Origin of the sequence: Streptomyces flavofungini (assembly GCF_030388665.1) — a bacterium.
GTDB classification, from domain to species: Bacteria; Actinomycetota; Actinomycetes; order Streptomycetales; family Streptomycetaceae; genus Streptomyces; species Streptomyces flavofungini_A.
Window position 1 is genome coordinate 795,406 of sequence record NZ_CP128846.1, and the last position, 26,518, is coordinate 821,923.

General features: G+C 72.4%; 23 protein-coding genes and 2 pseudogenes. 10 read left to right on the top strand and 15 right to left on the bottom strand.

From position 1 onward, the window contains the following. Window positions 1–62 precede the first annotated feature (62 nt). From QUY26_RS03435 to QUY26_RS03445, 3 genes are read right to left on the bottom strand one after another with little or no spacing between them, the layout of a single operon-like run. Complete coding sequence (locus QUY26_RS03435) at window positions 63–983, bottom strand: ABC transporter substrate-binding protein (protein ID WP_289955454.1); 921 nt, start codon at window positions 981–983, stop codon at window positions 63–65. A 53-nt stretch (window positions 984–1,036) separates the two neighbouring features. Further along, window positions 1,037–1,714 carry an ABC transporter permease gene (locus tag QUY26_RS03440; protein WP_289943604.1) on the bottom strand — a complete coding sequence of 226 codons (678 nt, stop codon included), beginning with the start codon at window positions 1,712–1,714 and terminating at the stop codon, window positions 1,037–1,039. Continuing rightward, window positions 1,711–2,391: an ABC transporter permease gene (locus QUY26_RS03445; RefSeq protein WP_289943605.1), complete on the bottom strand. Its 681-nt coding sequence runs from the start codon at window positions 2,389–2,391 to the stop codon at window positions 1,711–1,713. Before QUY26_RS03445 ends, QUY26_RS03440 begins: the two co-directional genes overlap by 4 nt. A gap of 184 nt (window positions 2,392–2,575) precedes the next feature. Here QUY26_RS03445 and QUY26_RS03450 point away from each other — a divergent pair, with 184 nt between their 5' ends. The 7 genes from QUY26_RS03450 to QUY26_RS03480 all read left to right on the top strand — a co-directional run bounded on the left by QUY26_RS03450 (window position 2,576) and on the right by QUY26_RS03480 (window position 12,159). Then, window positions 2,576–3,592 (top strand): peptidyl-alpha-hydroxyglycine alpha-amidating lyase family protein, encoded by a 1,017-nt coding sequence (locus QUY26_RS03450; RefSeq protein ID WP_289943606.1) that lies wholly within the window; start codon window positions 2,576–2,578, stop codon window positions 3,590–3,592. A 55-nt stretch (window positions 3,593–3,647) separates the two neighbouring features. Next, window positions 3,648–4,658, top strand: a complete 1,011-nt coding sequence (locus QUY26_RS03455) for a LacI family DNA-binding transcriptional regulator (protein ID WP_289943607.1) — start codon at window positions 3,648–3,650, stop codon at window positions 4,656–4,658. 221 nt (window positions 4,659–4,879) lie between these two features. Beyond that, complete coding sequence (locus QUY26_RS03460) at window positions 4,880–6,307, top strand: extracellular solute-binding protein (RefSeq protein WP_289943608.1); 1,428 nt, start codon at window positions 4,880–4,882, stop codon at window positions 6,305–6,307. Between the two features lie 9 nt (window positions 6,308–6,316). Further along, window positions 6,317–7,273: a carbohydrate ABC transporter permease gene (locus QUY26_RS03465; protein ID WP_289943609.1), complete on the top strand. Its 957-nt coding sequence runs from the start codon at window positions 6,317–6,319 to the stop codon at window positions 7,271–7,273. 11 nt (window positions 7,274–7,284) lie between these two features. Further along, window positions 7,285–8,160 (top strand): carbohydrate ABC transporter permease, encoded by an 876-nt coding sequence (locus QUY26_RS03470; RefSeq protein ID WP_289943610.1) that lies wholly within the window; start codon window positions 7,285–7,287, stop codon window positions 8,158–8,160. A gap of 117 nt (window positions 8,161–8,277) precedes the next feature. Next, a complete protein-coding gene (locus QUY26_RS03475) occupies window positions 8,278–9,891 on the top strand; it encodes a glycoside hydrolase family 13 protein (protein ID WP_289943611.1) in 1,614 nt (537 codons plus the stop codon). Between the two features lie 45 nt (window positions 9,892–9,936). Beyond that, complete coding sequence (locus tag QUY26_RS03480; protein WP_289943612.1) at window positions 9,937–12,159, top strand: discoidin domain-containing protein; 2,223 nt, start codon at window positions 9,937–9,939, stop codon at window positions 12,157–12,159. A 42-nt stretch (window positions 12,160–12,201) separates the two neighbouring features. Here the strand turns inward: QUY26_RS03480 and QUY26_RS03485 are convergent, their stop codons facing one another. Both QUY26_RS03485 and QUY26_RS03490 read right to left on the bottom strand, forming a co-directional pair. Next, a complete protein-coding gene (locus QUY26_RS03485; protein ID WP_289943613.1) occupies window positions 12,202–12,699 on the bottom strand; it encodes a hypothetical protein in 498 nt (165 codons plus the stop codon). Window positions 12,700–12,884: 185 nt separating this feature from the next. After that, entirely contained in the window at window positions 12,885–13,832 is a 948-nt protein-coding gene (locus QUY26_RS03490; RefSeq protein ID WP_289943614.1) for a helix-turn-helix transcriptional regulator, read from the bottom strand. A 114-nt stretch (window positions 13,833–13,946) separates the two neighbouring features. Between QUY26_RS03490 and QUY26_RS03495 the strand changes: the two genes are divergently transcribed. After that, on the top strand, window positions 13,947–14,774 hold the full coding sequence (locus QUY26_RS03495) for an NAD(P)H-dependent oxidoreductase (protein ID WP_289943615.1): 828 nt from the start codon (window positions 13,947–13,949) through the stop codon (window positions 14,772–14,774). Between the two features lie 81 nt (window positions 14,775–14,855). Further along, window positions 14,856–15,156: pseudogene (locus QUY26_RS03500) on the top strand (TetR/AcrR family transcriptional regulator); the annotation flags it as partial. A 21-nt stretch (window positions 15,157–15,177) separates the two neighbouring features. Here the strand turns inward: QUY26_RS03500 and QUY26_RS03505 are convergent. The 9 genes and pseudogenes from QUY26_RS03505 to QUY26_RS03540 all read right to left on the bottom strand — a co-directional run bounded on the left by QUY26_RS03505 (window position 15,178) and on the right by QUY26_RS03540 (window position 24,906). Then, window positions 15,178–16,470, bottom strand: coding sequence for an aminotransferase class I/II-fold pyridoxal phosphate-dependent enzyme (locus QUY26_RS03505; protein WP_289943616.1), 1,293 nt, complete (start codon window positions 16,468–16,470; stop codon window positions 15,178–15,180). A 315-nt stretch (window positions 16,471–16,785) separates the two neighbouring features. Next, complete coding sequence (locus QUY26_RS03510; protein WP_289943617.1) at window positions 16,786–18,063, bottom strand: serine hydrolase domain-containing protein; 1,278 nt, start codon at window positions 18,061–18,063, stop codon at window positions 16,786–16,788. Beyond that, window positions 18,060–19,619: an alpha/beta hydrolase gene (locus QUY26_RS03515; protein WP_289943618.1), complete on the bottom strand. Its 1,560-nt coding sequence runs from the start codon at window positions 19,617–19,619 to the stop codon at window positions 18,060–18,062. The genes QUY26_RS03510 and QUY26_RS03515 overlap by 4 nt, the downstream gene beginning before the upstream one ends. Before the next feature lie 175 nt (window positions 19,620–19,794). Then, a pseudogene (locus QUY26_RS40900) lies at window positions 19,795–20,064 on the bottom strand (GAF domain-containing protein); the annotation flags it as partial. Then, a complete protein-coding gene (locus QUY26_RS03520) occupies window positions 20,055–20,378 on the bottom strand; it encodes a hypothetical protein (RefSeq protein WP_289943619.1) in 324 nt (107 codons plus the stop codon). The gene QUY26_RS03520 and the pseudogene QUY26_RS40900, both read right to left, overlap by 10 nt. 71 nt (window positions 20,379–20,449) lie before the next feature. Continuing rightward, complete coding sequence (locus tag QUY26_RS03525) at window positions 20,450–21,655, bottom strand: SGNH/GDSL hydrolase family protein (protein WP_289943620.1); 1,206 nt, start codon at window positions 21,653–21,655, stop codon at window positions 20,450–20,452. A 96-nt stretch (window positions 21,656–21,751) separates the two neighbouring features. After that, window positions 21,752–22,339 (bottom strand): TetR/AcrR family transcriptional regulator, encoded by a 588-nt coding sequence (locus tag QUY26_RS03530; RefSeq protein WP_289943621.1) that lies wholly within the window; start codon window positions 22,337–22,339, stop codon window positions 21,752–21,754. A 214-nt stretch (window positions 22,340–22,553) separates the two neighbouring features. After that, window positions 22,554–23,999, bottom strand: a complete 1,446-nt coding sequence (locus tag QUY26_RS03535; RefSeq protein WP_289943622.1) for a glyceraldehyde-3-phosphate dehydrogenase — start codon at window positions 23,997–23,999, stop codon at window positions 22,554–22,556. A gap of 34 nt (window positions 24,000–24,033) precedes the next feature. Next, window positions 24,034–24,906 (bottom strand): MmyB family transcriptional regulator, encoded by an 873-nt coding sequence (locus tag QUY26_RS03540; RefSeq protein ID WP_289943623.1) that lies wholly within the window; start codon window positions 24,904–24,906, stop codon window positions 24,034–24,036. Between the two features lie 88 nt (window positions 24,907–24,994). On the opposite strand from QUY26_RS03540, the gene QUY26_RS03545 reads away from it, so the two are divergent. Beyond that, entirely contained in the window at window positions 24,995–25,525 is a 531-nt protein-coding gene (locus QUY26_RS03545; protein ID WP_289943624.1) for a nuclear transport factor 2 family protein, read from the top strand. Here the strand turns inward: QUY26_RS03545 and QUY26_RS03550 are convergent. Beyond that, window positions 25,518–26,414, bottom strand: a complete 897-nt coding sequence (locus tag QUY26_RS03550; RefSeq protein WP_289943625.1) for a chitosanase — start codon at window positions 26,412–26,414, stop codon at window positions 25,518–25,520. The genes QUY26_RS03545 and QUY26_RS03550 overlap by 8 nt on opposite strands. Window positions 26,415–26,518 lie beyond the last annotated feature (104 nt).

A 26,518-nucleotide genomic window follows, 5' to 3' on the forward strand; every position in this document is an offset into this window, starting at 1 on the left:
CGGGTCGAAGGGGCAGGAGGGATCGGGGCGGAGGGGCGAAGGGGCCAGGCGGGGCGACGCGGCTAGAGCAGCTTCTTGTTCTTCAAGTACTTCTTCGCCACGTCCTCCGGCAAGCGGCGCCAGCTGTCCACCTCTCGGTTGAGGTCCGCCAGGTCCGCTGTCGTCAGGACCTTGTTGAGGCGGGCCAGTGCCTGGGAGACGCCCTTGCTGCCCGCTCGGGAGCGGTTCACGACCGGGACGATGTAGTCGGCGTTCTGGAGGTGCTTGTCGTCGGCGAGGAGGACCAGGCCGAACTCGTCGAGGGTGGCGTCCGTGGTGGTGGTGAGGACCATCTGGTCCTGGCCGCTCTGGACGGCCTTCTTGGCCTGGGTGGTGCCGACGCCCTTGGGGTCGACGCCGGTGATGTCGATGCCGTAGACCTTCTTCAGGCCCGGCTCGCAGTAGGGGCGCTGTACGCATTCGTCGCCCGCGGCGAGCCGGACCTTCAGGCCGGACCTGCCGAGGTCACTGAGGGATGTGAGGCCGTGCCGGCGCGCGTAGGCCGCGGTGACGGCGAACGCGTTCTGGTCCACGGCCCTGCCCGGGTCGAGGACGGTCAGGCCGCGCGGTGCGGCCAGCTTCCGCAGGGCCTTCATGGTGGTGTCGAGGTCGGGCGAGCCGACGGGCTTCGCGTCGGCGCCGTTGACCTTGGCGTTGAGCCAGTCGGCGAACGTGGCCGCGTACTCGGGCACGACGTCGATCTGGCCGGACTCCAGGGCGGGTTCGTACAGTTCGCGGTTGGCGACGGACAGGATCTCCGTGTCGTATCCCGCCTTGTCCAGGAGCAGCGCGTACATCTGCGCGAGGAGGTCGCTCTCCGTGAATCCGGCGGAGCCGACGACGAGGTGCTTGCTGTCGCCGGGTGGCGCGGTGACCTTGTCCTGGGTCTCCAGGGAGGGGCCCGAGTCGCAGCCGGACGCGAGCAGCGTGGCGGCCGCGATCAGCACGCCGCACCGGGAGCGCCAGTTCCGCAGCCGCACAGGGCGCGTCACGCCGCTCACGGCTTCCCCGCCTTCCGCGCCCAGCCGGGCGCGAGCCTCTCGACGACCTCGAAGACGCCCTCGACCAGGAGGGCGAACACGGCGACGAGCACCGCGCCCGCCACCACCTGCGGCGTGCTCGCCAGGTTGAAGCCCGCGGTGATGATGCGGCCGAGTCCGCCGCCGCCCGCGAGCGCGGCGATGGTCGCGGTGGCGACGAGCTGGACGGCGGCGATGCGGACGCCGCTCATGATCAGGGGCAGTGCGAGCGGCGCCTCGACCCGCCAGAGCATCTGTCGCCCCGTCATGCCCATTCCACGCGCTGCCTGGACGACGCCGCGGTCGACGCCGCGCATGCCGACGTAGGCGTTGGTGAGCAGCGGCGGCACGGCGAACAGGACGAGGGCGACGACAGTGGGCCCCTCGCCCCACTTGCCGAGCGGGGTGAGCAGGAGCAGCACGAGGACCGCGAAGGTCGGTACGGCGCGCCCGACGTTGGAGATGTTCACGGCGAGCGCGCCGCCCTTGCCGAGGTGGCCGAGGACGAGGGCGACGGGGAGCGCGATGAGGCAGCTGATCAGGAGGCAGACGACGGTGAGGACGAGGTGCTGGGTGAGCCGGTGCCAGATGCCGTCGTCGCCCGCCCAGTGCGCGGAGTCGGTGAGCCAGTCCCAGGCTTCGGTGAGGGTGTTCACGCGCGGGCCGCCCTCGTCCAGGGAGTGAGGAGGCGCTGCACGCCGAGCAGCAGCAGGTCGGCGAGGACGGCGATGACCACGCAGAGCACGGATGCGGTGAGGACCTGGGCCTTGAAGTAGGTGTTCATCCCGGAGTAGATGAGGTTGCCGAGGCCCCCGAAGCCGACGATCGCGCCGACGGTGACGAGGGAGACCGCCGAGACGGTGGCGATGCGCAGGCCCGCCATGGCGGCGGGCAGCGCGAGCGGCAGTTCGACGGTCAGGAGCAGGCGGATCGGGCCGTAGCCCATGCCGCGGGCGGCCTGGCGGGTGTCCTCCGGCACGGCGCGCAGGCCCGCGAGGATGTTGCGGACGAGCAGCGTGAGGGAGTACAGGACGAGCCCGGCGACGACGAGTGTCGAGGACAGGCCGTACACCGGGAGCAGCAGCGAGAACATCGCGAGCGACGGGATCGTGTACAGGACCGTGGTGAGCGCGAGCACCGGTCCCGCGGCGAGTCCCCAGCGCCGGGAGACGACGGCCAGTGGCAGGGCGATGACGAGGGCGATCAGGACGGAGACCGCGGTGAGCTCCAGGTGCTGCAGCACGGCGTCGAGAAGGATCTCGCGGCGGGTGCTCAGATACTCACCGCAGATCCACTCGTTGCGCGCGAGGCAGTCGTCCGGGGGCGCGGTCACCCGTCCATTCCAGCGGCCCGCGGCGGGGGCGGCATGTCCTGGTGGACCGTCCGGGGTGGCGCGACCTGGTGGACCCGTCCGGGGCGGCAACGGGGCGGGCCTCCCGTGGGGGCGGCCGGTTCTGCCCCTGTCGACGGGGCGGGCCCCGTCCTATGATCCGGGCCCGCTCGCCCTGGGAGGACCCGTGACCGTCGGACCCGCGACCGCTGAGACCGTCTACGAACCCGTGCCGTACTGGGCCCGGATCCCGCACGGGATCTGGCTGAGGGAGGCCACGTCCGTCGCCGTGGACTCCGAGGACCGTGTCCACGTCTTCAACCGCGGCAACATGCCCGTCCTCGTCCTCGACCGGGACGGAAACGTCGTCGACATGTGGGGCAACGACACGCCGTTCGCGGGGACCGAGCTGTTCGAGGACCCGTACGGCAACACGGTGCCGCGCTGGAAGGGCTGCCGGTTCCTGCGTGCCCACGCCGTCACCGTCGACCACGAGGACCACCTGTGGCTCGTCGACGACGTCGGCAACCGCGTCACCAAGACCGACCGCAAGGGCAATACGCTCCTGACTCTCGGCACCGGCCGCCCGGCGCCGTTCCAGAGCGGCGAGCCCTTCAACCGCCCCACCGACGTGGCGGTGTCGCCGCGGACCGGCGACGTCTTCGTGTCCGACGGCTACGGCAACTCGCGCGTCCACCGCTTCGACGCGGCGGGCACCCACCTGCTGTCCTGGGGCGGCCCCGGCACGGACGAGGGCCGGTTCAGCCTGCCGCACGGGATCGCCCTGTTCGGCGACGACGCGGTGATCGTGTGCGACCGCGAGAACCACCGCGTCCAGGTGTTCTCCCTCGACGGTGACTTCCGCGCGTCCTGGCACGCGCACAAGGCGGTCGCCGTCTGCGCGGGCCGCGGCGCCGACACGAACGTGTACGTCGCCGAGCAGGGGCCACCGCCGGTGCAGCGGGGCGTGCCGGGCCTCGGCCACAGGATCCAGATCTTTGACCGCGCGGGGCGGCTCGTCACCCGGTTCGGCGCCGAACTGCCCGGCGAGGCCCCGGGCCAGTTCAACTGGCTGCACAGCGTCGCGGTGGACTCCGAGGGCAGCGTGTACGCGGCGGAGGTGTCGTACGTCGAGGTCGGCAGCAAGCTGACGCCGCCTCGGGAGTTGGTGAGCCTGCGCAAGTGGCGGCGGGTGCGGGGCTGAACGGCAGTCGCCACCGACGCAAGCGGTCCGCAATTCTTGCGCTAATCTTGCGTTCATGACGCGACGACTTGCTCAGGTGGCGAAGAAGGTCGGGGTCAGCGAGGCCACGGTCAGCCGGGTGCTGAACAACAAGCCGGGGGTCTCGGAGGCCACCCGGCAGGCGGTCCTCTCCGCGCTCGACGTGCTCGGCTACGAACGGCCCACCCAGCTGCGCGGGGAGCGCGCCCGTCTGGTGGGGCTCGTCCTGCCGGAGCTGCAGAACCCGATCTTCCCCGCGTTCGCCGAGGTCATCGGCGGCTCGCTCGCCCAGCAGGGGCTCACCCCGGTGCTGTGCACGCAGACCAAGGGCGGCGTCTCGGAGGCGGACTACGTGGAACTGCTGCTCCAGCAGCAGGTGTCGGGCGTCGTCTTCGCGGGCGGCCTGTACGCGCAGGCCGACGCGCCGCACGACCACTACAAGCAGCTCGCCGCGCGCAACATCCCGGTGGTCCTGGTGAACGCGGCCATCGAGCACCTGGACTTCCCCGCCGTCTCGTGCGACGACGCCGTGGCCGTCGAGCAGGCCTGGCGCCACCTGGTCTCGCTCGGCCACGAGCGCATCGGCCTGGTGCTCGGCCCCGCCGACCACATGCCCTCGCGGCGCAAGCTCGCCGCGGCCCGCGCGCTGGTCAGGGCCGCGGGCGGGCGACTGCCCGAGGAGCGGGTGGCGCGGGCGATGTTCTCACTGGAGGGCGGCCAGGCCGCGGCGGCCCGGCTGCTCGACTCCGGGGTCACCGGCATCGTCTGCGCCAGCGACCCGCTCGCGCTCGGCGCCGTCCGGGCGGCGCGCCGCCGGGGCCTGGTGGTGCCGCGTGACGTGTCGGTGGTCGGCTTCGACGACTCGGCGTTCATGAACTGCACCGAGCCGCCGCTCACCACGGTCCGCCAGCCGATCGAGGCGATGGGCCGCGCGGCGGTGGAACTGCTCACCCTCCAGATCGCGGGCAGCGCGGTCCCGTCGGGAGAACTGCTCTTCGAGCCGGAGCTGGTGGTGCGGGGCTCGACGGCACAGGCAGCGCGCGGCTAGGCGCCGTACGGGCGCGCGCCCCATGGGCGGCCTCCTCGCGCGGGACAGGAGCAGCCACCCTCACGACAGTCGAATATTTTCAATTTTCGCGCGGGATATTGCGACCTCGTGTCGGCGGTGCTTGAGTGAGCGCCGCCGCACAGCGCTCCGCTGTGGGCTTCCCCAGCTCCCGCCATGCCCTGCCCGCACGGGCGGTGGCGCTGCCCCAGAGGGGTCCACCGATGACAACCACCGGGATACGCCGACCACGCGTGAGCCGCACGCGCCGCACCACCACGGCCGCACTCGCCACCGCGCTCGCCCTCACCGCGCTCGCCGCCTGCGGCACCAGCAGCAGCTCCGACGGCGGGGGCGGCGAGAACGCCGCGAGCGCGGCCGACGCGGCGTCCCCGCTGGAGCCGAGCACCAAGGTCACGCTCACCATCGACTGCATGCCGCCGGCCGCGGAGAAGGCCGAGCTCAAGCAGTGGAAGGAGGACGTGAAGGCGTTCAACGCGACGTACCCGAACGTCACGATCAAGGGCAAGCAGACCGATCCGTGCCTGGAGCCGCCCCGGTTCACGGCGATGCTGAAGGCCAAGTCCCAACCGGACGTGTTCTACACGTACTTCACCGACCTCCAGCAGGTCCTCGACAACGACGGCGCCACCGACATCAGCGCCTACGTCAACGACAAGTCGGTGCCCGCGCTCGGCGACATGGACCCCGACGTCCTGGACGTCCTGAAGAAGGACGGCAAGCTCTACGGCCTGCCCTCCAGCAACTACACGATGGGCCTGCTGATCAACCGTCCGCTCTTCGAGAAGGCCGGACTCGACCCCGACGAGCCGCCCACCACCTGGGCCGAGGTCCGCGCTGCGGCCAAGAGGATCGCCGCCCTCGGTGACGGCGTCGCCGGGTTCGGCGAGTACAGCGCGGGCAACAACGGCGGCTGGCACTTCACCGCCACGGCCTACGGCCTCGGCGGCAGCATCGTCGACGCCGGCGGCACCAAGGCCGCGTTCAACGACGCGACCGGCAAGCGGATCCTCGACAACCTCAAAGCCATGCGCTGGGACGACGACAGCATGGGCAGGACACAGCTCCTGAAGTGGGGCGACCTGCAGAAGCAGATGGCCTCCGGGAAGCTCGGCATGTTCCTCGCCGCGCCCGACGACATCACGTACATGGTGCAGAACCTCGGCGCGGAGTACGCGGACTACGGGATGGCGCCGATCCCCGGGCAGCGGGCGACGCTGTTCGGCGGCAACGACTACATGATCAAGAAGGGCCTCTCGGCGGACAAGGTCAAGGCCGCCGTCGCCTGGATCAACTTCAAGTTCCTCACCCCCGGCAAGGGCCAGTTCGACTGGGCCCGCACCAAGGCGGACGGCCTGCCCGTGGGCCTGCCCCAGCCCGACTTCTGGACCGGCGCGACCAAGGCCGCCGACGACAAGGCCCGCGCCGCCAGCTCCACCATGCCCGTGGCGAACTTCGAGGCGTTCACCGCGAACCCCGTCCAGGGCAAGCCCGAGCCGCCCAAGGCGCAGGAGATCTACAAGGTCCTCGACACCGCCATGTCGGCCGTCCTCACCAACAAGGACGCCGACACGGGCAAGCTGCTCGACACCGCGGAGCGCCAGGTCGACCAGATCCTGGCGAACCAGTAGGGGGACAGCGTGTCGGCTCCCGCCCTCTCCACGAGGCAGGCCCCGCCGCCCGCCCCGAGCCCCGGCGCCGCCCGCTCCCCGCGCCGACGCGCCGCTTTCCGGCAGGCGTTGAAGCGCAACCTCATCGCCCACGGCTTCCTCGTCGGCGCCGTGCTCTGCTTCTCCTTCTTCTCCTGGTACCCGATGGTCAGGGAGTTCTTCCTGGCCTTCGAGAAGCGTGAGGACGGCGCGACCGTCTGGGCGGGCTGGTCGAACTTCACGTACATCTTCAACGACCCCGCCTTCTGGCAGGCCTGGCGGAACACGATCCTGTTCACCGGGCTCGCGCTGCTCCTCGGCTTCGCCGTGCCGTTCGTGGTCGCGCTCGTGCTCAATGAGTTCCGGCACGGCCAGGGCTACCTGCGGCTGCTCGTGTATCTGCCGGTGATGCTGCCGCCGGTCGCCTCGGTGCTGCTCTTCAAGTACTTCTACGACCCCGGGTACGGCCTGTTCAACCGAATCCTCGGCGCGGTCGGGCTGCCGGACCAGCAGTGGCTCCAGTCGACCGACACGGCGATGCTGTCCGTGGTGATCGCCGCGACGTGGATGAACATGGGCGGCGCGACCCTGATCTATCTGGCCGCGCTCCAGGGCATCCCGGGCGAGCTGTACGAGGCCGCCGAGCTGGACGGCGCGGGGATCCTCCGCAAGATCTGGCACGTCACGATCCCGCAGACCCGGCTCGTGCTCTCGCTGATGCTGCTCATGCAGATCATCGCCACCATGCAGGTGTTCGTGGAGCCGTTCCTGCTGACCGGCGGCGCGGGCCCCGAGGGCGCGACCCTGACCGTCGTCCAGCTCATCTACCAGTACGCGTTCACCTTCAACAACTACGGCAGCGCGGCCGCGCTCGGCCTGGTGCTGCTCGTCCTGCTCGCCGTGTTCTCGGCGGCGTACGTCCGGCTGAGCCGCGTGAGCGAGGAGTGAGGGAGCCCCCGATGACGACACGCACCCTGATCTCCCCCGCGCAACTCGCCCGCCCGCGCGGCACGTTCCTCTACTGGACCGCCTTCGTCCTGGTCCTCGTGGTCTTCACGCTGGTCTTCATCGGGCCGCTGTACTGGATGGTGACCAGCGGCCTGAAGTCCCCTCAGGAGTTCGCGCGGACCCCGCCCACCCTCGTGCCCGAGGAGGCCCACCCCGGCAACTACGCGGACGCCTGGGGCGTGATGGACCTCGCGAAGCTCCTCGGCAACACCCTGTACTACGCGCTCGGGGCGCTCGCCTTCCAGCTGGTCCTCGACGTGGCGGCGGCCTACTCGCTGTCCAAGCTGCGCCCGGCGCTCGGCAACGTGATCCTCGGGGCGATGCTGGTCACCCTGATGATCCCGGCGACCGTCCTCGTCGTACCGCAGTACCTGACCGTCCTGGACGTGCCGATCGTCGAGCGGAACCTCGTCAACTCGCCCTGGGTGATCTGGCTGCCCTCCGTCACCAACGCCTTCAACATCTTCCTGCTCAAGCGGTTCTTCGACTCGATCCCGCGCGAGCTGCTCGACGCCGCCGCCATCGACGGGGCCTCGCCGCTGCGCACGCTGCGCTCGGTGGTGCTGCCGATCTCCCGGCCGATCCTCGGCGTCGTGTCGATCTTCGCGGTGGTGGGGGTCTGGAAGGACTTCCTGTGGCCCATGCTCACACTGCCCGACCCGGGCAAGCAGACCATCAACGTCGGGATCTACTCGCTGGCCGCCAGCGTCACCGAGAACTGGCTGCTCGCGGCCCTGGTCATCGCCTCCCTGCCGACCCTCGTGATCTTCCTGGTGTGCCAGCGCCACATCATGAGCGGCCTCACCGCGGGCAGCCTCAAGGGCTGACCCGCCCGGACGCCGCCGCGTACCACCTCCACCACCGAGCACTCCGCCGCCGGCCCCGCCTGTCCCGGCCCCGCCCCGGCCGGCGGCGGGGTCCCCCTGTCCGAAAGGACCGCCACCGTGGCAGCCACGCGACCCCACTCCCCCGACACCGACTGGTGGCGCTCCGCCGTCATCTACCAGGTGTACGTACGCAGCTTCGCGGACGGCGACGGCGACGGCACCGGAGACCTGGCGGGGGTGCGCGCCAAGCTGCCCTACCTGGCCGCGCTCGGGGTGGACGCGCTGTGGTTCAACCCCTGGTACCTCTCACCGATGGTCGACGGCGGCTACGACGTGGCCGACTACCGGGTGATCGACCCGGCCTTCGGCACGGTCGCCGAGGCCGAGAAGCTGATCGCCGAGGCACGCGCGCTCGGCCTGCGCACCCTCGTCGACATCGTCCCGAACCACGTGTCCGACCAGCACGTCTGGTTCCAGGCGGCGCTCGCGGCGGGCCCCGGGAGCCCCGAGCGCGAGCTGTTCCACTTCCGTCCCGGCCGCGGCGCGCACGGGGAGCTGCCGCCCAACGACTGGCCCTCGCAGTTCGCCGCGACCGCCTCCGCCTGGACCCGGGTCGCGGACGGCGCGTGGTATCTGCATCTGTTCGCGCCCGAGCAGCCCGACCTCAACTGGGCGCATCCGGCGGTCCGTCAGGAGCACGAGGACGTGCTGCGGTTCTGGCTGGAGCGCGGGGTCGCGGGGGTGCGGATCGACTCGGCGGCGCTGCCCGCGAAGGATCCCGCGCTGCCCGACTTCGTCGAGGGCCGGGACCCGCATCCGTTCCTCGACCGCGACGAGCTGCACGACATCTACCGCTCCTGGCGGGCCGTCGCCGACGAGTACGGGGCGATCTTCGTGGGCGAGGTGTGGCTGCCGGACTCCGAGCGCTTCGCCCGCTACCTGCGCCCCGACGAGCTGCACACCGCGTTCAACCTGTCCTTCCTGAGCTGCCCCTGGGACGCGGCACTCCTTCGGGCGTCGATCACGGAGACCCTCGCCCAGCACGCCCCGGTCGGCGCGCCCGCGACCTGGGTCCTGTGCAACCACGACGTGACGCGCACCGTGACCCGCTACGGCCGCGCCGACACCGGCTTCGACTTCGCCACGAAGGCCTTCGGCACCCCGACCGACCTGGCGCTCGGCACCCGCAGAGCACGGGCCGCCGCGCTGCTCTCGCTCGCGCTGCCCGGTTCGGTGTACGTCTACCAGGGCGAGGAGCTCGGCCTGCCGGAGTACGAGGTGCCGGTGGACCGGATCCAGGACCCGATGCACTTCCGGTCGGGCGGCGGCGATCCGGGCCGCGACGGGTGCCGGGTGCCGTTGCCGTGGGTGGCGGGCGCGCCGCACGCGGGCTTCGGGTCCGTGGCGGAGCCCTGGCTGCCGCAGCCCGCCGACTGGGCCGTGTACGCGGCCGACCGCCAGTCGGGCGACGCGGCGTCGATGCTCGCCCTGTACCGCGCGGCGCTGCGGATCCGGCGTGCCGAGTCCGGCTTCGGGGACGGCTCGCTGACGTGGCTGCCCGCGCCCGACGGAGTCCTTTCGTTCGCGCGCGGCGACGGTCTGGTCTGTGTGGTCAACCTCGCCGCCGCGCCCTTTCCACCGCCCGCCCACACCAGCCTCCTGCTGGCCAGCGGCCCCTTGGACGACGAGGGGCGGCTCCCGCAGGACACGGCGGCCTGGCTGCGGGTCTGACCCGCGGCGGGGCCGCCGCCCCACCCCCTCGGAGAGAGGTATGTCATGCGCACCTCATGCACCGTCTCGGGGCGCTCCCCCGCCCGAAGAGCCGCACCGGCCTGCGCCGCACTCGCTCTCGCGGCCGGCCTGCTGACCGCGCTCGCTCCGGCCGCGCAGGCCGCGCACGACCCGTCGCGTGTCCGGCCGGCCGCGGCGGGCGCGAGCGTCCCCTTCACCTCCGTCGAGGCGGAGAGCGCCACGTCCAACGGCACCAGGATCGGCCCCGACCACACCCAGGGCACGGTCGCCTCCGAGTCGTCGGGACGGCAGGCCGTCCGCCTCGCGGCGGGCCAGCACGTCGAGTTCACCCTGCCCGGCGCGGCGAACGCGGTGAACGTCGCGTACAGCGTGCCCGACGGCCAGTCGGGGTCCCTCGCCGTGTACGTCAACGGCGTGAAGCTCGACAAGTCGCTCGCCGTGACCTCCAAGTACAGCTATGTCGACACGCCCTGGATCCAGGGTTCCAAGACCCACCACCTGCTGGACAACACGCGGCTGCTCCTCGGCCGGAACGCGGGCGCGGGCGACAAGGTCCGTCTGGAGGCGACCGGCACCCAGGTGACCGTCGACGTCGCCGACTTCGAGCAGGTCGCCGCGGCGGGCGGCAAGCCGTCCGGGGCGGTGTCGGTGACCGACAAGGGCGCCGACCCGTCCGGGCAGGGCGACTCCACGCAGGCCTTCCGGGAGGCCGTCGCCGCCGCGAAGGGCGGCACGGTGTGGATCCCGCCGGGCGAGTTCAAACTCACCCAGCCCCTCAGCAACGTCGACGACGTGCGGCTCAGGGGCGCGGGCGCCTGGCACTCCGTCGTCCGCAGCTCCCGCTTCATCGACCAGTCGAGCGCGCCGACCGGCAAGGTCGGCCTGCACGACTTCGCGGTGATCGGTGAGGTCACCGAGCGCGTCGACAGCGACCCGGACAACTTCGTGAACGGCTCGCTCGGCCCGGACTCGGCCGTGTCCGGGATGTGGTTGCAGCATCTCAAGGTCGGCATGTGGCTGATGGGCAACAACGACAACCTGGTCGTCGAGAAGAACCGATTCCTCGACATGACGGCCGACGGCCTCAACCTCAACGGCACCGCGCGCGGGGTGCGGGTGCGCGACAACTTCCTGCGCAACACCGGGGACGACGCGCTCGCCATGTGGTCGCTCAACACGACCAACAGCGACTCGGCGTTCATCGGCAACACCGTCTCGCAGCCCAACCTCGCCAACGGCATCGCGATCTACGGCGGCCGGAACATCACCGTCAAGGACAACCTGGTCCTCGACACCAACGCCCTCGGCAGCGGCATCGCCCTCTCCAACCAGAAGTTCCTCGACCCGTTCTTCCCGCTGGCCGGGACCATCACGGTGTCCGGCAACAGCCTGGTGCGCACCGGTGCGATGAACCCCAACTGGAACCATCCCATGGGCGCGCTGCGCGTCGACGCGTACGACAGCGCCATCGAGGCGACCGTCGACATCACCGATACGACGATCACCGACAGTCCGTGGAGCGCCTACGAGTTCGTCTCCGGCGGCGGCACCGGCAAGGCCGTGCGGAACGTGCGCGTCGACCGGTCGACGGTGACCGGCGTCGGCACGGTCGTCGTGCAGGCGGAGACGCCGGGCGCGGTCCGGATGAGCAACGTGAAGGCCACGTCGGTGGGTGCCGCGGGCGTCTACAACTGCCCCTACCCGTCCGGCTCGGGCAGCTTCACGCTCACCGACGGCGGCGGCAACTCCGGCTGGGACAGCGTCTGGGACGACTGCTCGACCTGGCCGAAGCCCGGCGGCGGCAACCCCGACCCCGACCCGAAGCGCAACCTCGCCAAGTCCCGCCCGGCCACGGCGACCGGCTCCACCGACGTCCACACCCCCGGCAAGGCGGTCGACGGCGACGCGGCGACGTACTGGGAGTCCACGAACCACGCCTTCCCGCAGTCGCTCACGGTCGACCTCGGCACGGCGGAGCCGGTCCGCAGGCTCGTCCTGAAGCTGCCGCCGCCCGCGGCCTGGGAGGCCAGGACCCAGACCCTCTCCGTCCAGGGCAGCACCGACAGCTCCGGCTACCGCACCCTGGTCGCGTCGAAGGCGTACCGCTTCGACCCGGCGACCGGCAACACCGTCACGATCGACGTCCCGGCGTCCGCACCGAACGTCCGGCACCTGCGCCTGCACGTCACCGCCAACACGGGGTGGCCCGCTGCGCAGTTCAGTGAGGTGGAGGCGTACCTGAGCTGACCTTCGCCGAACGCGGTCCCGCGGGGTACGCCCGCGGGACCGCTACAGGGTCCGCCGGGACACCAGCGCTTCGGCGATCCCGGTCCGGGTGCGCAGGGGGCCGACCACCACGTGGAAGGTGCGCTTGTCGCGTGCCCGCAGCACGGTGACCGCTCCCCTCGCCCCGGACGCCCGGCGGGGTTCCTTGGCGTCGTACTCGATGACCATGGCGCGCTTCCCGCACGACAACTGGAAAAAGGGGGCGCTGTGCTCGCCCTGCGAGACGGAGCCCAAGCCGTAGGGCCCGCCGGGAAGGTCCGGGCCGCCGTCGTTCCCGCCCTCGGCCTCATCGCCGTCCCCGGCCTCATGACCGTCCTCGTCCTTCGGCCATGCGGTCGTCAGGCCGGAGACACTCGCCTTCGCACCGATGACGAGGAGGCCGCAGGCCCCGGGTTCGACATAGGCGACGATCTTCTCGCGCCCGACCCTGACCTCGGCGACGGGCCGCCTCGCCACCGCGCGCGTTCCGACTTCCAGCTCCTCGCCGACATCGCCGCTCACGGCAATCTCCGGGAGCTTCCGCAGCGGGGCGGGCTGCTCCCGGAGGGAGGACGGGCTTTCGCCGCCCTGCCCTTGCCACGTGCAGGCCACGGCCGTCAACGACACCGCGAGAACGACGGTCACAGCCGCCCGGAAAGATCGAATCACCGGCGCGACCCTACCCTGCCGGGCTGTGACCTGCGCATTCACCTGCCCGGCTGCGCGTCACCCGCCGCCGCAGGCGACTGCCGTATGTCGCCGTCGCCCGCCACGTCCCTCGCTAGCCCGGCCAGCGCCTCCGCCTCCGCGCTGCCCTCGTCCGCGCTGAACACGTGCACCACGAGGCCCGTCTCGCCGGGCTCGTCCGGGACGTGCAGGGTCTCGAAGTCGAGGGTGAGAAGTCCGGTCCGCGGGTGGTGGAGCCGTTTGCGGCCCGCCGTGCACATCACGACCTCGCCGGTGCCCCAGATGCGGCGGAAGTCGGCGCTGCGGACGGACAGTTCGGAGATCAGAGCGGCGAGTTCACCGTCGTCGGGGTAGCGTCCTGCGGCGACGCGGAGCTGGCCCACGGCCTCGGCCGCGCGGTCCTCCCACTCGGGGTGCAGGCTCCGGGAGGCCGGGTCGAGGAAGAGGAAGCGGGCGTTGTTCGAGTCCCTGCGGTCCGGGTCGCCGAGGCCGCCGACGAGTTCGGCGCCGAGGGCGTTCCAGGCCACCACGTCCAGGCGGTGGTTCGTGGCGAACACCGGGAAGCGGGTGAGGGAGTCGAGGACGCGCTGGAGCAGCGGGCTGACCCTGGCCTTGGGCACGGGCCCGCGCCGGGCCCCGGCGAGGGTGTCGAGGTGGCTGCGCTCCGCCGTGTCCAGACCGAGCGCACCGGCGAGCGCGTCGAGGACCTCGGGCGAGGGCTGGGTGGCGCGGCCCTGTTCGAGGCGTACGTAGTAGTCGACGCTGATCCCGGCGAGCTGGGCCAACTCCTCGCGGCGCAGGCCGCGGACGCGTCGGCGGCGGCCTGCGGAGATCCCGACGCGCTCGGGCGCGACCCGCCCCCGGCGGGCCCGCAGGAAGCCGCCGAGCGCCCGCCCGGCGTCGCCGACCCCGTCGACCCCGTCCAGACCGACCCGTCCCTGCCCCTGCTCCACGGCGCCCCTGTTCATGCGATCAAGTATGCGTGTCGCGCCCCCAAGGTGGTCCTGCCAGTACCAGGACAGCGAATCCGCTGGTTGAACAGGGTTCTGGCTGCCCCGCCGGGCCCGGGGCACCGTGGCCTCATGAACGCAACCACGCCGTCCGCACCGCCCTCGCCGCCCGCACCGTCTTCACCGTCCTCGCCGCAGAAGATCCTCATCGTCAGCGCCCACCCGGAGAGCGACTCGCTCAACGCCTCCCTCACCGACTTCGCGGTCGGCCACCTCCGCGCGGCGGGACACGAGGTGCGCGTCTGCGACCTGTACGCGATGAAGTGGAAGGCGACCGTCGACGCCGACGACTTCCCGGACCTCGCCCCGGACGAGCGGCTGCACGTGATGGCGGCCTCCGAGGACGCCACACTCGCGGGACGGCTGTCGGCGGACGTCGCCGCCGAGCAGGAGAAGGTGCGCTGGGCGGACGCCGTCGTCTTCCAGTTCCCGATGTGGTGGTTCGGCCCCCCGGCCATCCTGAAGGGCTGGATCGACCGGGTGTTCACCGCCGGGTTCGGCTACGGCCCGAAGGTGCCACCGCCCTACAGCGAGGGCCCCCTGGCGGGACGGCGCGCCCTGGTGTCGGTGACGGCGGGTGCGCGCGGGACGGCGTTCTCCGACCGGGGCATCCACGGCCGCCTCGCGGACGTGCTCTATCCGGTGCAGCACGGTCTGTTCTGGTTCACCGGCATGGCGCCGCTGGAGCCGTTCGCGGTGTTCGAGGCCAACAACCTGCCCGCGGAGGAGTTCGAGACCGCGAAGCAGGAGTACGCGCGCCGCCTGAACGGCCTGTTCACGGACGAGCCGGTGCCGTTCCGCTCCCTGGTGGGCGGCGACTACGACCACGACATGCGGCTGCTTCCGGGAGTGGAGGAGCCCGGGATCGCGGGCCTGGACCTGCATGTCCGGCCCGGCTGAACCGCCCGGCGAGCGGCGCGCCGCACCTCCGCTGCCCGTGGTGCCCGCGCCGTTCCGGCGGATCCCGTCCGTCTCGCGGTGACCGCCACCGCGGCGATCGTCGGCCTCGTGACCTCCCGGGACGAACTCCGCGCCCGGCTGCGGCGGACCCTGCCGACCGGCGTCCCGGTCCTGACCCAGGCGACGACGGTCGCCCGCCTGCCTCGCCGCCGAGCGGCGCCTCGGCCGCGTCGCGGCGGACGCCGACATCGACGCGCTCGCCCCGACCCTGATCGGCGCGGCGCACCTGCTGTTCGCCGACCGCACGGGCACCCCGCCGGAGGCGGCGGCCGTCCACAGGGTCGTGGTGACGGTCATGGCCGGGGCCGTCGTGGGGCCGTGAGCGGGCGCGCCGCCACGGCGCTCACGCGGCGGCGTCGGCGACCAGCTTCTCGTAGCCGACGAGGCGTACGCAGACGGCGACCCCGCGGATGATCCGCTCGACCTCCTCCAGGTCCGGGTAGCTGGGGCTGACGCGGATGACGCTGTCCTTCGGGTCCTGCCCGTACGGATGCGTGGCGCCCGCGGGTGTCAGGGCGATGCCCGCCTCCTCGGCGCGACGCACCACTGCGCGGGCGCAGCCCTCGGGGACGTTCAGGACGATGAAGTAGCCGCCCTTGGGCCTGGACCAGGTGGCGAGGCCGGTGCCGCCGAGCTCTTCGGCGAAGCCGCGCAGGACGGCGTCGAACTTCGGGCGCAGCAGCGCCTGGTGCGCACGCATGTGGGCGCGGACGCCGTCGGCGTCCCGCAGGAACAGCGCGTGGCGGAGCTGGTTGATCTTGTCGGGGCCGATGGAGCGCTTGGCGTTGCGGCCGCGCAGCCAGGCGACGTTGGCCGGGGACGAGCCGAAGAAGGCGACGCCCGCCCCGGCCAGGGTGATCTTCGAGGTGGAACCGAAGACGAACGCGCGGTCCGGGTGACCGGCCTCGGCGCAGGCGGCGAGGATGTCGGCGACCTCGGTCTCCTCGTCGGTGAGGTGGTGCACCGCGTAGGCGTTGTCCCAGAAGATCCGGAAGTCCGGTGCGGCGGTCGGCATCGAGGCGAGCCCGCGCACGACCTCGTCGCTGTAGCAGGTGCCGTCGGGGTTGCTGTACTTGGGCACGCACCAGATGCCCTTGATCGCGGGGTCGGCGGCCGCGAGGCGCTCCACCTCGGCGAGGTCGGGGCCCGCGGCGGTCATCGGGACGGGGATCATGTCGATGCCGTAGCGCTCGCACAGCGCGAAGTGCCGGTCGTAGCCGGGGACCGGGCACAGGAACGCGATCCGGTCCTCGTCGGCCCAGCGCCGCGGCGCGCCCGGCAGGGTGCCGAGGAGGGCGTGCACGATGCAGTCGTGCATCAGCTCCAGGCTGGAGTTGCCGACGGCGAGGAGCTGGTCGACCGGCGTCTGGAGGAAGCCGCTGAAGATCTCGCGCAGTTCGCGCAGTCCGTCCGGGCTGCCGTAGTTGCGGCAGTCGGTCCCGTCGGCGGCGGTGTACCGGCCGCCGGGCAGGCTCAGCAGGTCCGCGGCGAGGTCGAGCTGCCGGGGCGAGGGCTTGCCGCGCGTCAGGTCGAGGTCGAGGCCCAGGCCGAGCAGGTCCGCGTAGTCGCGCCGGGCCTCCTCCAGGCGTACGGCCGGGGGGACGGAGTCGTCGGGCACCTGCGCGGTCGTGGTCATGCGGACTTCCTTCGGGACTGTCGTACGGCGGCGGGAGCGTCAGGGGCCCGCGGGCCGCCGGGCTCACGGGCCGGTGCAGGAGGCTGGCCTCCACGGGCGGCGCCGGCGGGCGCCGCCCCCGGTCGGTCCCATGATGGCCCCTGCCCTACGGGGGCGAACTCCCGTTCCACAGACCGGACGGCCCGGACGCCTCCGGACCGGACAGCCCGCCCCCTCTGCGACGGACAGCCCGCCCCTCCGGACCGGACCAGTCAGCCCCTTCCGGACCGGACCAGTCAGCCCCTTCCGGGCCATCCGGCGCCCCGGCCGCCGCCGTCACCGCCGCAGCGCGCGGTCCACCAGGCGGAGCGCCGCTCGCGCCTGGGCGTCGCCTCGCTCGCCGGTCCGCAGGGTGAAGGCGGCGACGGTCGCGGCGCGGCTGCCGTCCGCGGTGACCCCGCTCTCGGAGACGATCCCGAGGTGGGTGCCGCCGTGGAACCAGACGCCCTGGTCCCCGCGCCTCGCGGCCCCGCCGCCACCGGGCTCACCACTGCCGGGCTCACCGGCCCCGGCCCCACCGCCACGGGACGTGCCGCCTCCCGGCCGCCACGCGATCCCCATGCCGTAGCGCACGCCGTCTACCTGGATCCAGTCCGGGGCCGCCACGGTCTGCTTCATCGCGGCCAGTTGGGGGCGGCGCAGCAGTCGGCCGCCGAGCAGCGCGCGCAGGAACACGGCGAGGTCGTGGGTGGTGCTGATGATGCCGCCGTCCGCTCCGCCGCCGGTGGCGAGCGAGGTGTCGGTCAGCCGGGCGCTGCCGGGGAACTGGGTGTAGGCGGTCGCGGTCGGCTGCGGTACGTACGCCGAGGTGCCGGGGACCAGGGTGTTCGCGAGGCCGAGCGGGGCGATGACGCGTTCGTGTATCTCCTGGGCCCAGGGGTGGCCCGTGGCCTTCTCGACGACGAGGCCGAGGAGGACGTAGTTGGTGTTCGAGTAGCCCCAACGCTGCTCGCGCGCCGGGTCGGCGGCGTCCGGCAGCCACAGCGGCGGGCGGCTCACGGCGGCCGCCACCTGCTCGCGGGCCGAGGTGACCCGGAAGCGTCCCTCGCGGTAGCCCTCGGGCGTGAAGTCGTCGGCGCCGCCCGCCACGGCGACGTAGTCGTTGAGGCCGCTGGTATGCCGGAGCAGGTTGGTGAGGGTGATCCTGCGCCCGTCGTTGCCGTGGCCGTCGACGAGGCCTGGCAGCCAGCGGTCGAGGGTGTCGTTCAGGCCGAGCCGTCCCTCACCGGCCAGTTGCAGGACGACGGTGGCGGTGAAGGGCTTGGTGTCGCTGCCGATGCGGTAGTACGCGTCCCAGGGCACGGGCCGCTCCCCCGTCAGGTCCGCCGCGCCGGCCCGTGCGCGGAGACGGCCGTGCGCGCCCTGCACCTCGGCGAGCACCCCGGTGACCCCGGTCGCGCGGATCGCGTCGACGTCGGCCTGGAGGGCGTCGCGCCCCAGGGGCGGGGCGGGGCGCGCGGTGGCACGGCCGGTGCCCGCGATGACGGCCGTGGCGGCGGAGACGACGGCGACCATGCCGCCGCGCCTGCTGAGCACCGGCCCGCGGGCGCTCATCGGGCCGACCCCTCGGGTGCGCAGGTGAGGTCGCGGGCAGGCAGGGTCCCGTCGCGGAGGTAGTCGTTGACGGCGTCGTCGGCGCACGGGACGGGCCGGTGGCCCTCGGTGCCGCGCCCGTACACGCCGTGCGCGCGGATGTCGGCCGTGACGAGGCGTGATCCGGTGAGCTTGCGGTGCAGGGCGAGCGCCCCGTCGTAGGGGACGTTGTTGTCGCGGCGGGCCTGGAGCATCAGGACGGGCACGTTGTTGCGGATGGTCGTGCCCGGCTCGCGCGGCGGCGACTTCCAGAACGCGCAGGGCGCGATCATGCCGTTGACGACCGGGCCGAACACGGGCTGCGTGGCACGGCTGCGGACGGTGTTGCGCCAGTACGTCCCGGGGTCCTTGGGCCAGCCTCCGGCGGGCCAGCCGCCGTCGCCGCACATGAACAGGGCGCCGCCCACCATGCTGTCGCCGAGGTCCGGCGAGTTCAGGAGCGCGAGCAGGGCGGCGAGCTCGGGGCCGGGCTCGGTGAGCTCGCCCGCGGCGGCGTCGACGAGGTCGCGCACGACGGCGGCGAGGGCGGGATCGCTCTCCTGCTGCTGAACGAGCTGGCGCAGCAGCAGCCGCATGACGGGGGCGTTCATCCGCTGCCCCGCGACCTCGACGGGGCGGCGCTCGGCCCCGTCGAGCAGCTTCTGCACGGTCGCCCGCACCTGGGCGCCGGTCCTGCCGAGGCCGTACCGGTCGTGCTGCCGGGCGGCCCAGGCGGCCCACTCGTCGAGTCCGTCCTCCAGCGGGCGGCCCGCCCGCTGGAACAGCTCGTACTGGGTGGCCGCCGGGTCGGTGGAGGAGTCGATGATCACGCGGTCGGCGCGGCTGGGAAACAGCTGCGTGAACACGGCGCCGAGGTCCGCGCCGTAGGAGACGCCGTAGTACGAGAGCCGGGGTTCGCCGAGTGCGGCCCGGATCGCGTCCATGTCCCTGGCGACGTTCCGCGTCGAGGCGTGCGGCAGCAACGCGGCGTTGTCGCCGTGCTTCTGGCAGCGCTCGGCCGTGTCGCGCGCGGAGGCGACGGACGCGTCGAAGTCGGCGCGCGGCGTGGTGACGGGGCCCGGCGGACGCGGAGGCCCGGCGGGGGCGCAGCGCACCGGGCTGCTCTCGCCGAGGAACCTCGGGTCGAAGCCGATGAGGTCGTACCTGTCGGCGACGTCCTTCAACGCCGGGCGGAGCGCGAGGGTGTTGGCGAGGCCGGTGCCGCCGGGACCGCCGGGGTTGGACAGCAGGATGCCGCGTCGCGCGTCCGGGGACTTGGCCTTGATCCGGGAGATCGCGAGCTGGATGGTCCGGCCGTGGGGGTCGGCGTAGTCCAGCGGCACCGTCACTTCGGCGCACTGTGCCCCGGCCTCGTTCAGCTCGGTCTGCGCGGCGGAACAGGGACCCCAGGCCAGGTGCTGGCGCGGTGGGGTGCTGTCGCGGCCCGTGGGCTGCTGCGGGGTGGCTGCGGCGGGCACGGCGGCCGTGAGCAATCCGGCCAGACCCAGGCCGAGGCCGACCGTGGACGGGACGCGCATGGTGCTCCTCGTGTCGAACGCGACTGTCGTCTGTCAGTCGTGACGCTACGAGCGCCGGTGCCGCGGAACCATGCGGCTGCCCGGCTTCCGGATCATCGGGCGGGCGGTATTGACAGCGTGCGGGACACCGTGCCGTTGGCCGCTGTCCGCACAGGAGGTGGGCGGCGCGGGCGAGTCCTTCCAGGGACCGGCGCTGCTCGTCCGACCAGCGTGGCGCCGGCTCGTGGTGGGTGGACACCACGCCGATGAGCGCGCCGTTCCCGGAGGTGATCGGGAGGCAGACGCACGCGCCGACACCGGCCTCCCGCAGGACGTCCGGGGCCGGGGTGCCGGGGAAGACCGGGCTGGAGGTCACCTCCTCGACGAGGACGGGTTTGCGGTCCTGCGCGGCCACCCCGCAGGTGCTGTCCCGGTCGGCGACCGCCTCGAAGGAGGTCAGGAACAGGTGGAGGTCAGGAACAGGTGGTGGAAACCTCGTTGGGCCACGATCGGCAGCACGCCGCCCGCCGGGTCGTACACCTCGGCGTCGCCGATCGGCGCTCCGGTGATCCCGAACGCCGCCGCCAGGGCTGCCGACACCACGGAACGGATGGCGACCCGGCTCTCCACGGTGGCGACGCCGATCGATACGGACTGCGACGGTTGGGGCCACGCCCCGCCCCGCCCCGCTCCTGGATCCGCCGACCCGCGATGTCCGGCCGCCGACCCGCTGATCCACCCGGTGCGGCTTCCGCCCGTCCACGCCAGTGTCAGCGTCACCCGTACCCGACTCACTTCTCAGGGACGGTCCACCCTGACACCGGTTCGGACAGGAACCGACAGATCCTGTCTCAACGACTCTCTCCGAAGGGACCGTCGGCGGCGAAGACGCGGTCAGCGAAGCGTTCACCGATGCGGCGGTGCGTCGCGGCGTCCGGGTGCAGGGCGTCGGGCAGGGGCAGTTCGACGGCGTCGGCCTCGCCGTAGAGCTCGCGGCCGTCGAGGTAGTGCAGGTACGGGTCGTCGGCCGCGCGCCGCTCCACGATCCGGGCCAGCTCGTCGCGGATGACGCCGAGGGTCAGCTTCCCGCTCGCGCGTTCCGCCGGGTCGCCGGTGGCGAGGAATCGCAGCCGGCCCTCGCGCAGGGCGTCGTAGTCGGGGGCGCAGGGGCCCGGGGTGTCCTCGTGGATGGGGCACAGGAGGGGCGAGACCACGAGGAGCGGGGTGGTGGGGTGGCCCTCGCGGATGGTGTCAAGGAAGCCGTGGACGGCCGGGGCGAAGGCGCGGAGCCGCATCAGGTCGGCGTTGACCAGGTTGATGCCCGTCTTGACGCTGATGAGGTCGGCGGGGGTGTCGCGCAGGGCGCGGGCGGTGAAGGGGTCGAGCAGGGCGCTGCCGCCCAGGCCGAGGTTGATCAGCTCCACGTCGCCGGCGAAGGCGGCGAGGGCGGGCCAGGTGGTGGTGGGGCTTGCGGCGTCGGAGCCGTGGCTGATCGAACTGCCGTGGTGCAGCCAGACCTTGCGGCCCCGGTCCGGGACGGGCTCGACAGGGGCGTCGGTGCGCAGGGCGACGAGCTCGGTGGTCTCATTGTGCGGCAGCCAGATCTCGACGTCCTTCAGCCGCTCCGGCAGCCCGGTGAAGCGGAGGGTGCCCGCGGGGCCCGGCACGTGCTCGGCGCTCCCGGCAGCCATGTCGATGATCAGGGTGTTGCCGCCGGTCACGCTGGCCTGCTGGGCCGGCCGGCCGTCGACCAGCAGGTCGTACACGCCGTCCGGGCGGGGCGGCACGCCGATGTAGACGCGCTTGGTGGGCAGCGTGTCCAGTTCGACGGTGGTGGCGCGGGTGCGCAGGACGAGGCGGACGCCGGAGGGCTGGGACTCGGCCATCGCGAGCTGTCCGTCGGTGTTCTGGGCGCGGGCGCGCTCGGGCAACCGGTGCGGCAGCAGTCCGTGCGCGGTGCGCTCCAGGTCGAGGGCGCCGCGGAGGAGGTCCGCGGTGATGGGGGTGGATATGAAGGTGGACAGGGGCGTCGCGGACGGGGCGTGCGGGGTGGTCATGATGTCTCTGCCTGTTGCTCGGGGTTCGGGTGGGGCAGTGGGAGGGACGCCGGACCGGGCGGGCGGGGCGGGCCGGGCGGGCGGGGCCCGGACCGGTCAGGGCGCGGGTGCGGGCGCGGGTGCGGGCCAGTTCCGCAGCAGCGCGTCGAGGGCGTCCACGATCCGGGACCAGGACTCCTCGGTGCCGGGGGCACTGTGGCTGAAGGCCCCGGCGGCCTCCAGGCTGACGTAGCCGTGGAAGACGCTGCCGAGGAGCCGGACGGCGTGCGTCTGGTCCGGCTCGGTCAGGTCGTAGCCCCGCAGGATCGCGCGCATCATCTGGGCGTGCCTGGCTCCGGCGCCGGCGGCGGCCGCTTCCGGGTCGAGCCGGAAGCGGGCCGCGGTGTAGCGGCCGGGGTGCTCCTGCGCGTAGTCGCGGTAGACGTCGGCGAAGGCGGCCAGGGCGTCCTTCCCGGCCCTTCCGGCCAGGGCGGCGGCGCCGCGGTCGGCCAGTTCCTCCAGGGCGAGCAGGGCGATCCTGGTCTTCAGGTCGTGGGAGTTCTTCAGGTGCGAGTACAGGCTCGCGACCTTGACGTCGAACCGTCGGGCGACCGCGGAGACGGTCACCTGCTCGAAGCCCACGTCGTCGGCCAGCTCGGCCCCGGCCTGCGTGAGCCGTTCCACGGTCAGTCCCGCGCGCACCATAATGTCATCCCCTTTCAGCCGAACCGATTATGCACATACCTAATACCTTTAGGCAAACGGCGAAGCCGCTCACCTGCACCCCTGGCGAAGCCCGCTCGTCGGCCCCTCGACGAGCGCACGAAAAAGTCCCGGGCGGAGGGAAGGCACGTGCCTTTCCTCCGCCCGGGACTCCGGACGATCACATGGCCCCGAGGACCCTGAGGACCCCGCAGACTCAGACCGCCACGGCCGGGTACGTCGGGTACTCCACCCCGGAGACGTACTGCACGACCCGGATCACCTGGCACGAGTAGCCGAACTCGTTGTCGTACCAGAGGTAGAGGATCGCGCTGTCGCCGTCGACCTTGGTGGCACCGGCGTCGACGATCGAGGCGTGGCGCGAGCCGATGAAGTCGTTCGAGACCGCGTCGGGGGCGCTGGTGAAGTCGATCTGGCGGCGCAGCGGGGAGGTCAGCGAGACGTCACGGAGGTGGTCGAGGACCTCCTCGCGGGTGGCCTCGCGCCCCAGCGTGAGGCTGAGGATGGCGATCGAGACGTCCGGCACCGGGACCCGGATCGAGCTGCCCGTGATCGGCGCCTTGAGGTCGGGCAGGGCCTTGGCGACGGCCGAGGCGGCACCGGTCTCGGTGATGACCATGTTGAGCGGCGCCGAGCGGCCGCGACGGTCCGCCTTGTGGTAGTTGTCCAGGAGGTTCTGGTCGTTGGTGAACGAGTGGATGGTCTCCACGTGGCCGCGCAGGACGCCGTACTCGTCCGCCATCGCCTTCAGCGGCGGGACGATCGCGTTGGTGGTGCAGGACGCGCAGGACAGGATCCGCTCGTCCGGCTTGATCATGTCGTGGTTGACGCCGTGCACGATGTTGGGCACGTCACCCTTGCCGGGGGCGGTCAGGACGACCTTGTCGATGCCGGGGCGCAGGTGCTGGGAGAGGCCCTCGCGGTCGCGCCACTTGCCGGTGTTGTCGATGAGGATGGCGTCCTTGATGCCGTACGCCGTGTAGTCGACCTCCGACGGGTCGCTCGCGTAGATCACCTTGATCTCGTTGCCGTTGGCGACGATCGTGCTGTTCGCCTCGTCGACGGTGATCGTGCCCTGGAACTGGCCGTGGATGGAGTCACGGCGCAGCAGCGAGGCGCGCTTCACGATGTCCTGCTCCCCGCCCCGCCGGACGACGATGGCGCGCAGCCGCAGACCGTTGCCGGAACCGGCCTTCTCGATCAGCAGCCGGGCGACGAGGCGGCCGATGCGGCCGAAGCCGTAGAGGACGACGTCGCGGCCCTCGCGGCACTCGATCTTGTTGGCGCCGGTGGCACCGGCGACGGCCTCGGCGGTGAAATCGGCCACCGACAGACCGCGGTCGTCGGCCCGGTACGTGGCGGCCAGCATGCCGATGTCGATCTGCGAAGGGCCGAGGTCGAGCGCGGTGAGGGCCTGCAGGAACGGCAGGGTCTCGGTGACCGAGAGCTCCTCACCGGCGATCTGCCGGGCGAACCGGTGGGTCTTCAGGATGCTGACCACCGACTTGTTCACCAAGGAGCGGCTGTGCAGCAGGACGGTCACGTCCCGCTCGCGGTGCAGCTTCCCGATGATCGGGATCATCGACTCCGCGATCTCCTCGCGGTTCTTCCAATTGGTGAACGAGTCGTCATTGACAGTCACAGGAATATCTTTCGAGCTAGGCGGCGCTCATATGCTAACCCGACTCATTTTCGACCTTCCATGGGGTGCCTCCGGGGACCCGTCCGGCGCCCGGGCCCCGGGGCTCGCCCCGCGCCGCCGTGAAGTAGGCGGCGCTCTCCGCGTCCGCCGGGTAGTACGACTCGATCGCGACCTCGTCCAGGGTGATGTCCATGGGTGTGCCGAACGTGGTGATGGTCGAGAAGAGGCGTAGTTCGTGGCCGTCGAAGCGGATGACCATCGGGATCAGGACGTCGGATCCGGCGGGCGGGTCCGTTGCGTCGGTGTCGGATGCGGCGTCGGCGTCGGCGTCGGCGTCGGCGTCGGGAGCCAGCAACTCCTCGTAGAGCGCGGCGAGTTCGGGGTCGGGGGCGGTGGTCAGCTGGCGGGTGACGCGGGTGCGGAACACCGCGCGTACGTCGGCGATGTTCACGACGTACTGGGCGAGGCCGCGCGGATCGAGGCCGAGGCGGAGCAAGTTGGCGCGCGGGCGCAGGAGTTCGGGGGCGACGCCCGCGAGGAAGGGGTCGACGGCGCGGTTGGTCATCAGGATGTCCCACCGGCGGTCGAAGACCAGCGCGGGGTACGGCTCGTGCGCGCGCAGCACCCGCTCGACCGCGTCCCGGGCCGCCGTCAGCGCGTCGTCGCCGAGCGGGCGCTCGGCGTACCGGGGTGCGAACCCGGCGGCGAGCAGCAGCCGGTTGCGCTCGCGCAGCGGTACGTCGAGGTGGTCCGCGAGCCTGAGGACCATCTCGGCGCTCGGGTGGGACTTTCCGGTCTCCACGAGGCTGACGTGCCGTGCCGAGACGTCGGCGGCGAGCGCCAGATCGAGCTGGCTCAGTTGCCGACGCCGCCGCCACTGCCGCAAGAGCTCCCCGACCGTGTACACGATCACCGAGGCTATGTCCCGGCGTCGCCGCCCGCCATGACATCGGAGTTCATCGACAGGCCGCGCGGCCGTGGCCAACACTGCGGCCATGACCACGGAGAAGACCGGGAAGACCAGGAAGACCGAGAAGACCCAGAACGCGGACACCGGGGAGAGCGCGAGCAACACGCTCATCGTCCGGCGGGCGCTCGCGGAGGTCGTCGGCACGGGCGACGTCGGCGCCCTCGCGAAGGTGCTGAGGGACGACTTCGTCCATCACCGGCCGGACGCGACCTCCCGTACGAAGGCGGAATGGCTCGCCGCGGTCCGCGCGTCGCCGCTCGGTGACATGCGGGTCGACATCCTGCACCTGCTGGCCGACGGCGACCACGTCGTGATGCACTCCCGGCGCCGCCATCCCGGCACCGGCGCCGAGATCACGGGGGTCGACATCTGGCGCTTCGACGCCGGGCTGATAGCCGAGGCGTGGGAGATCCTCGAACCGGCGCAGGACGCGGCCGCGCATCTGGTGTGGTGGGAGCCCACCGCGCCCGCCGAACCGGACAGCCTGGCCCACGTGGCGTCCTTGCTCGCGGGAACCCCCGCTCAGCCGACAGCCCGGCGACCGCCGGTCAGTTGATGGTGTAGCGGCTGCCGAAGGCGGTGACGGTGAACGGGCCGTCCAGGGCCTGATGGCCGCTCTCGGCGAGCCGCCGCAGCGCTTCGACGCGGTCGACGGACTCCCGCCACTCGTCGGCCGTGTCGGGGTTCACGGGGTGGGTCAGGTCGTGGACGCGTACGTCGAAGAAGGCGTTCAGCCACGCCTTCTCGCCCGCCTCGGCGGGGGTACCGGCCTTCGCGGTCGTCCGCCGGACCAGGGCCGGCAGGCCGTCGCCGTCGGAGCCGTTCCCGTGCTGGATCGATGCGTCGTACAGCTCGGCGACGGCCAGCGGGCTGCGGAGGCCCGCCTTCTCGGCGGCTCGCAGGGCGGGGGTGAAGTAGCGGTCGTCGACCTGGGCGTCCTGCACCTCGCGGAACACGGGGTCGGCGGCGGCGCGCTTCCAGGCGGCGATGTAGTCGGTGTCGGGGAAGGCGCGGGGGCGGGAGCCGTCCGCGTCGGCCTCGCCCGCCCCTTCCCCGTCGGCCAGACGCCGGAGTGCCGGGATGAAGCGGGCGAGCGGGTTGTCCGGCTCCCTCTTCGTGTAGGCGCGCACCACCTCAAGGGCGTCGCCGTCGTCGGTCGTGAAGCCCGCGCGGCCCGCGGTGACGCCCCGGCCGTCGTGGAGGTTCTCCGCGTACGCGTACTGGATCCTGGTGGTGCCGTTCTCGAAGACGCTCACCAGTTGGTCCGCCCGGCGCCGCTGCTCGGCCGTGAGCCCACCGCCCCCGGTGTCCCGGGCACCGCCCCGACCACCGCTGCCCGAGTCGTCGCCGCTGGCGAGGGTCACGCCGAGGATGACCGCGGCGACGGCGAGGAGAGCGGCGGCGGCCAGGGCAATGCGGCGTGAGGGCGGGGCGGGAGCTTTCATACGAGGAGCCTAGATCCGGGTGCGCATCGCGACGCCGACCGGAGGCCGGCCGACTCGGCGGGGCCCGCCCGTACGACACTGGGGATCACCACCGCAGGAGGAGG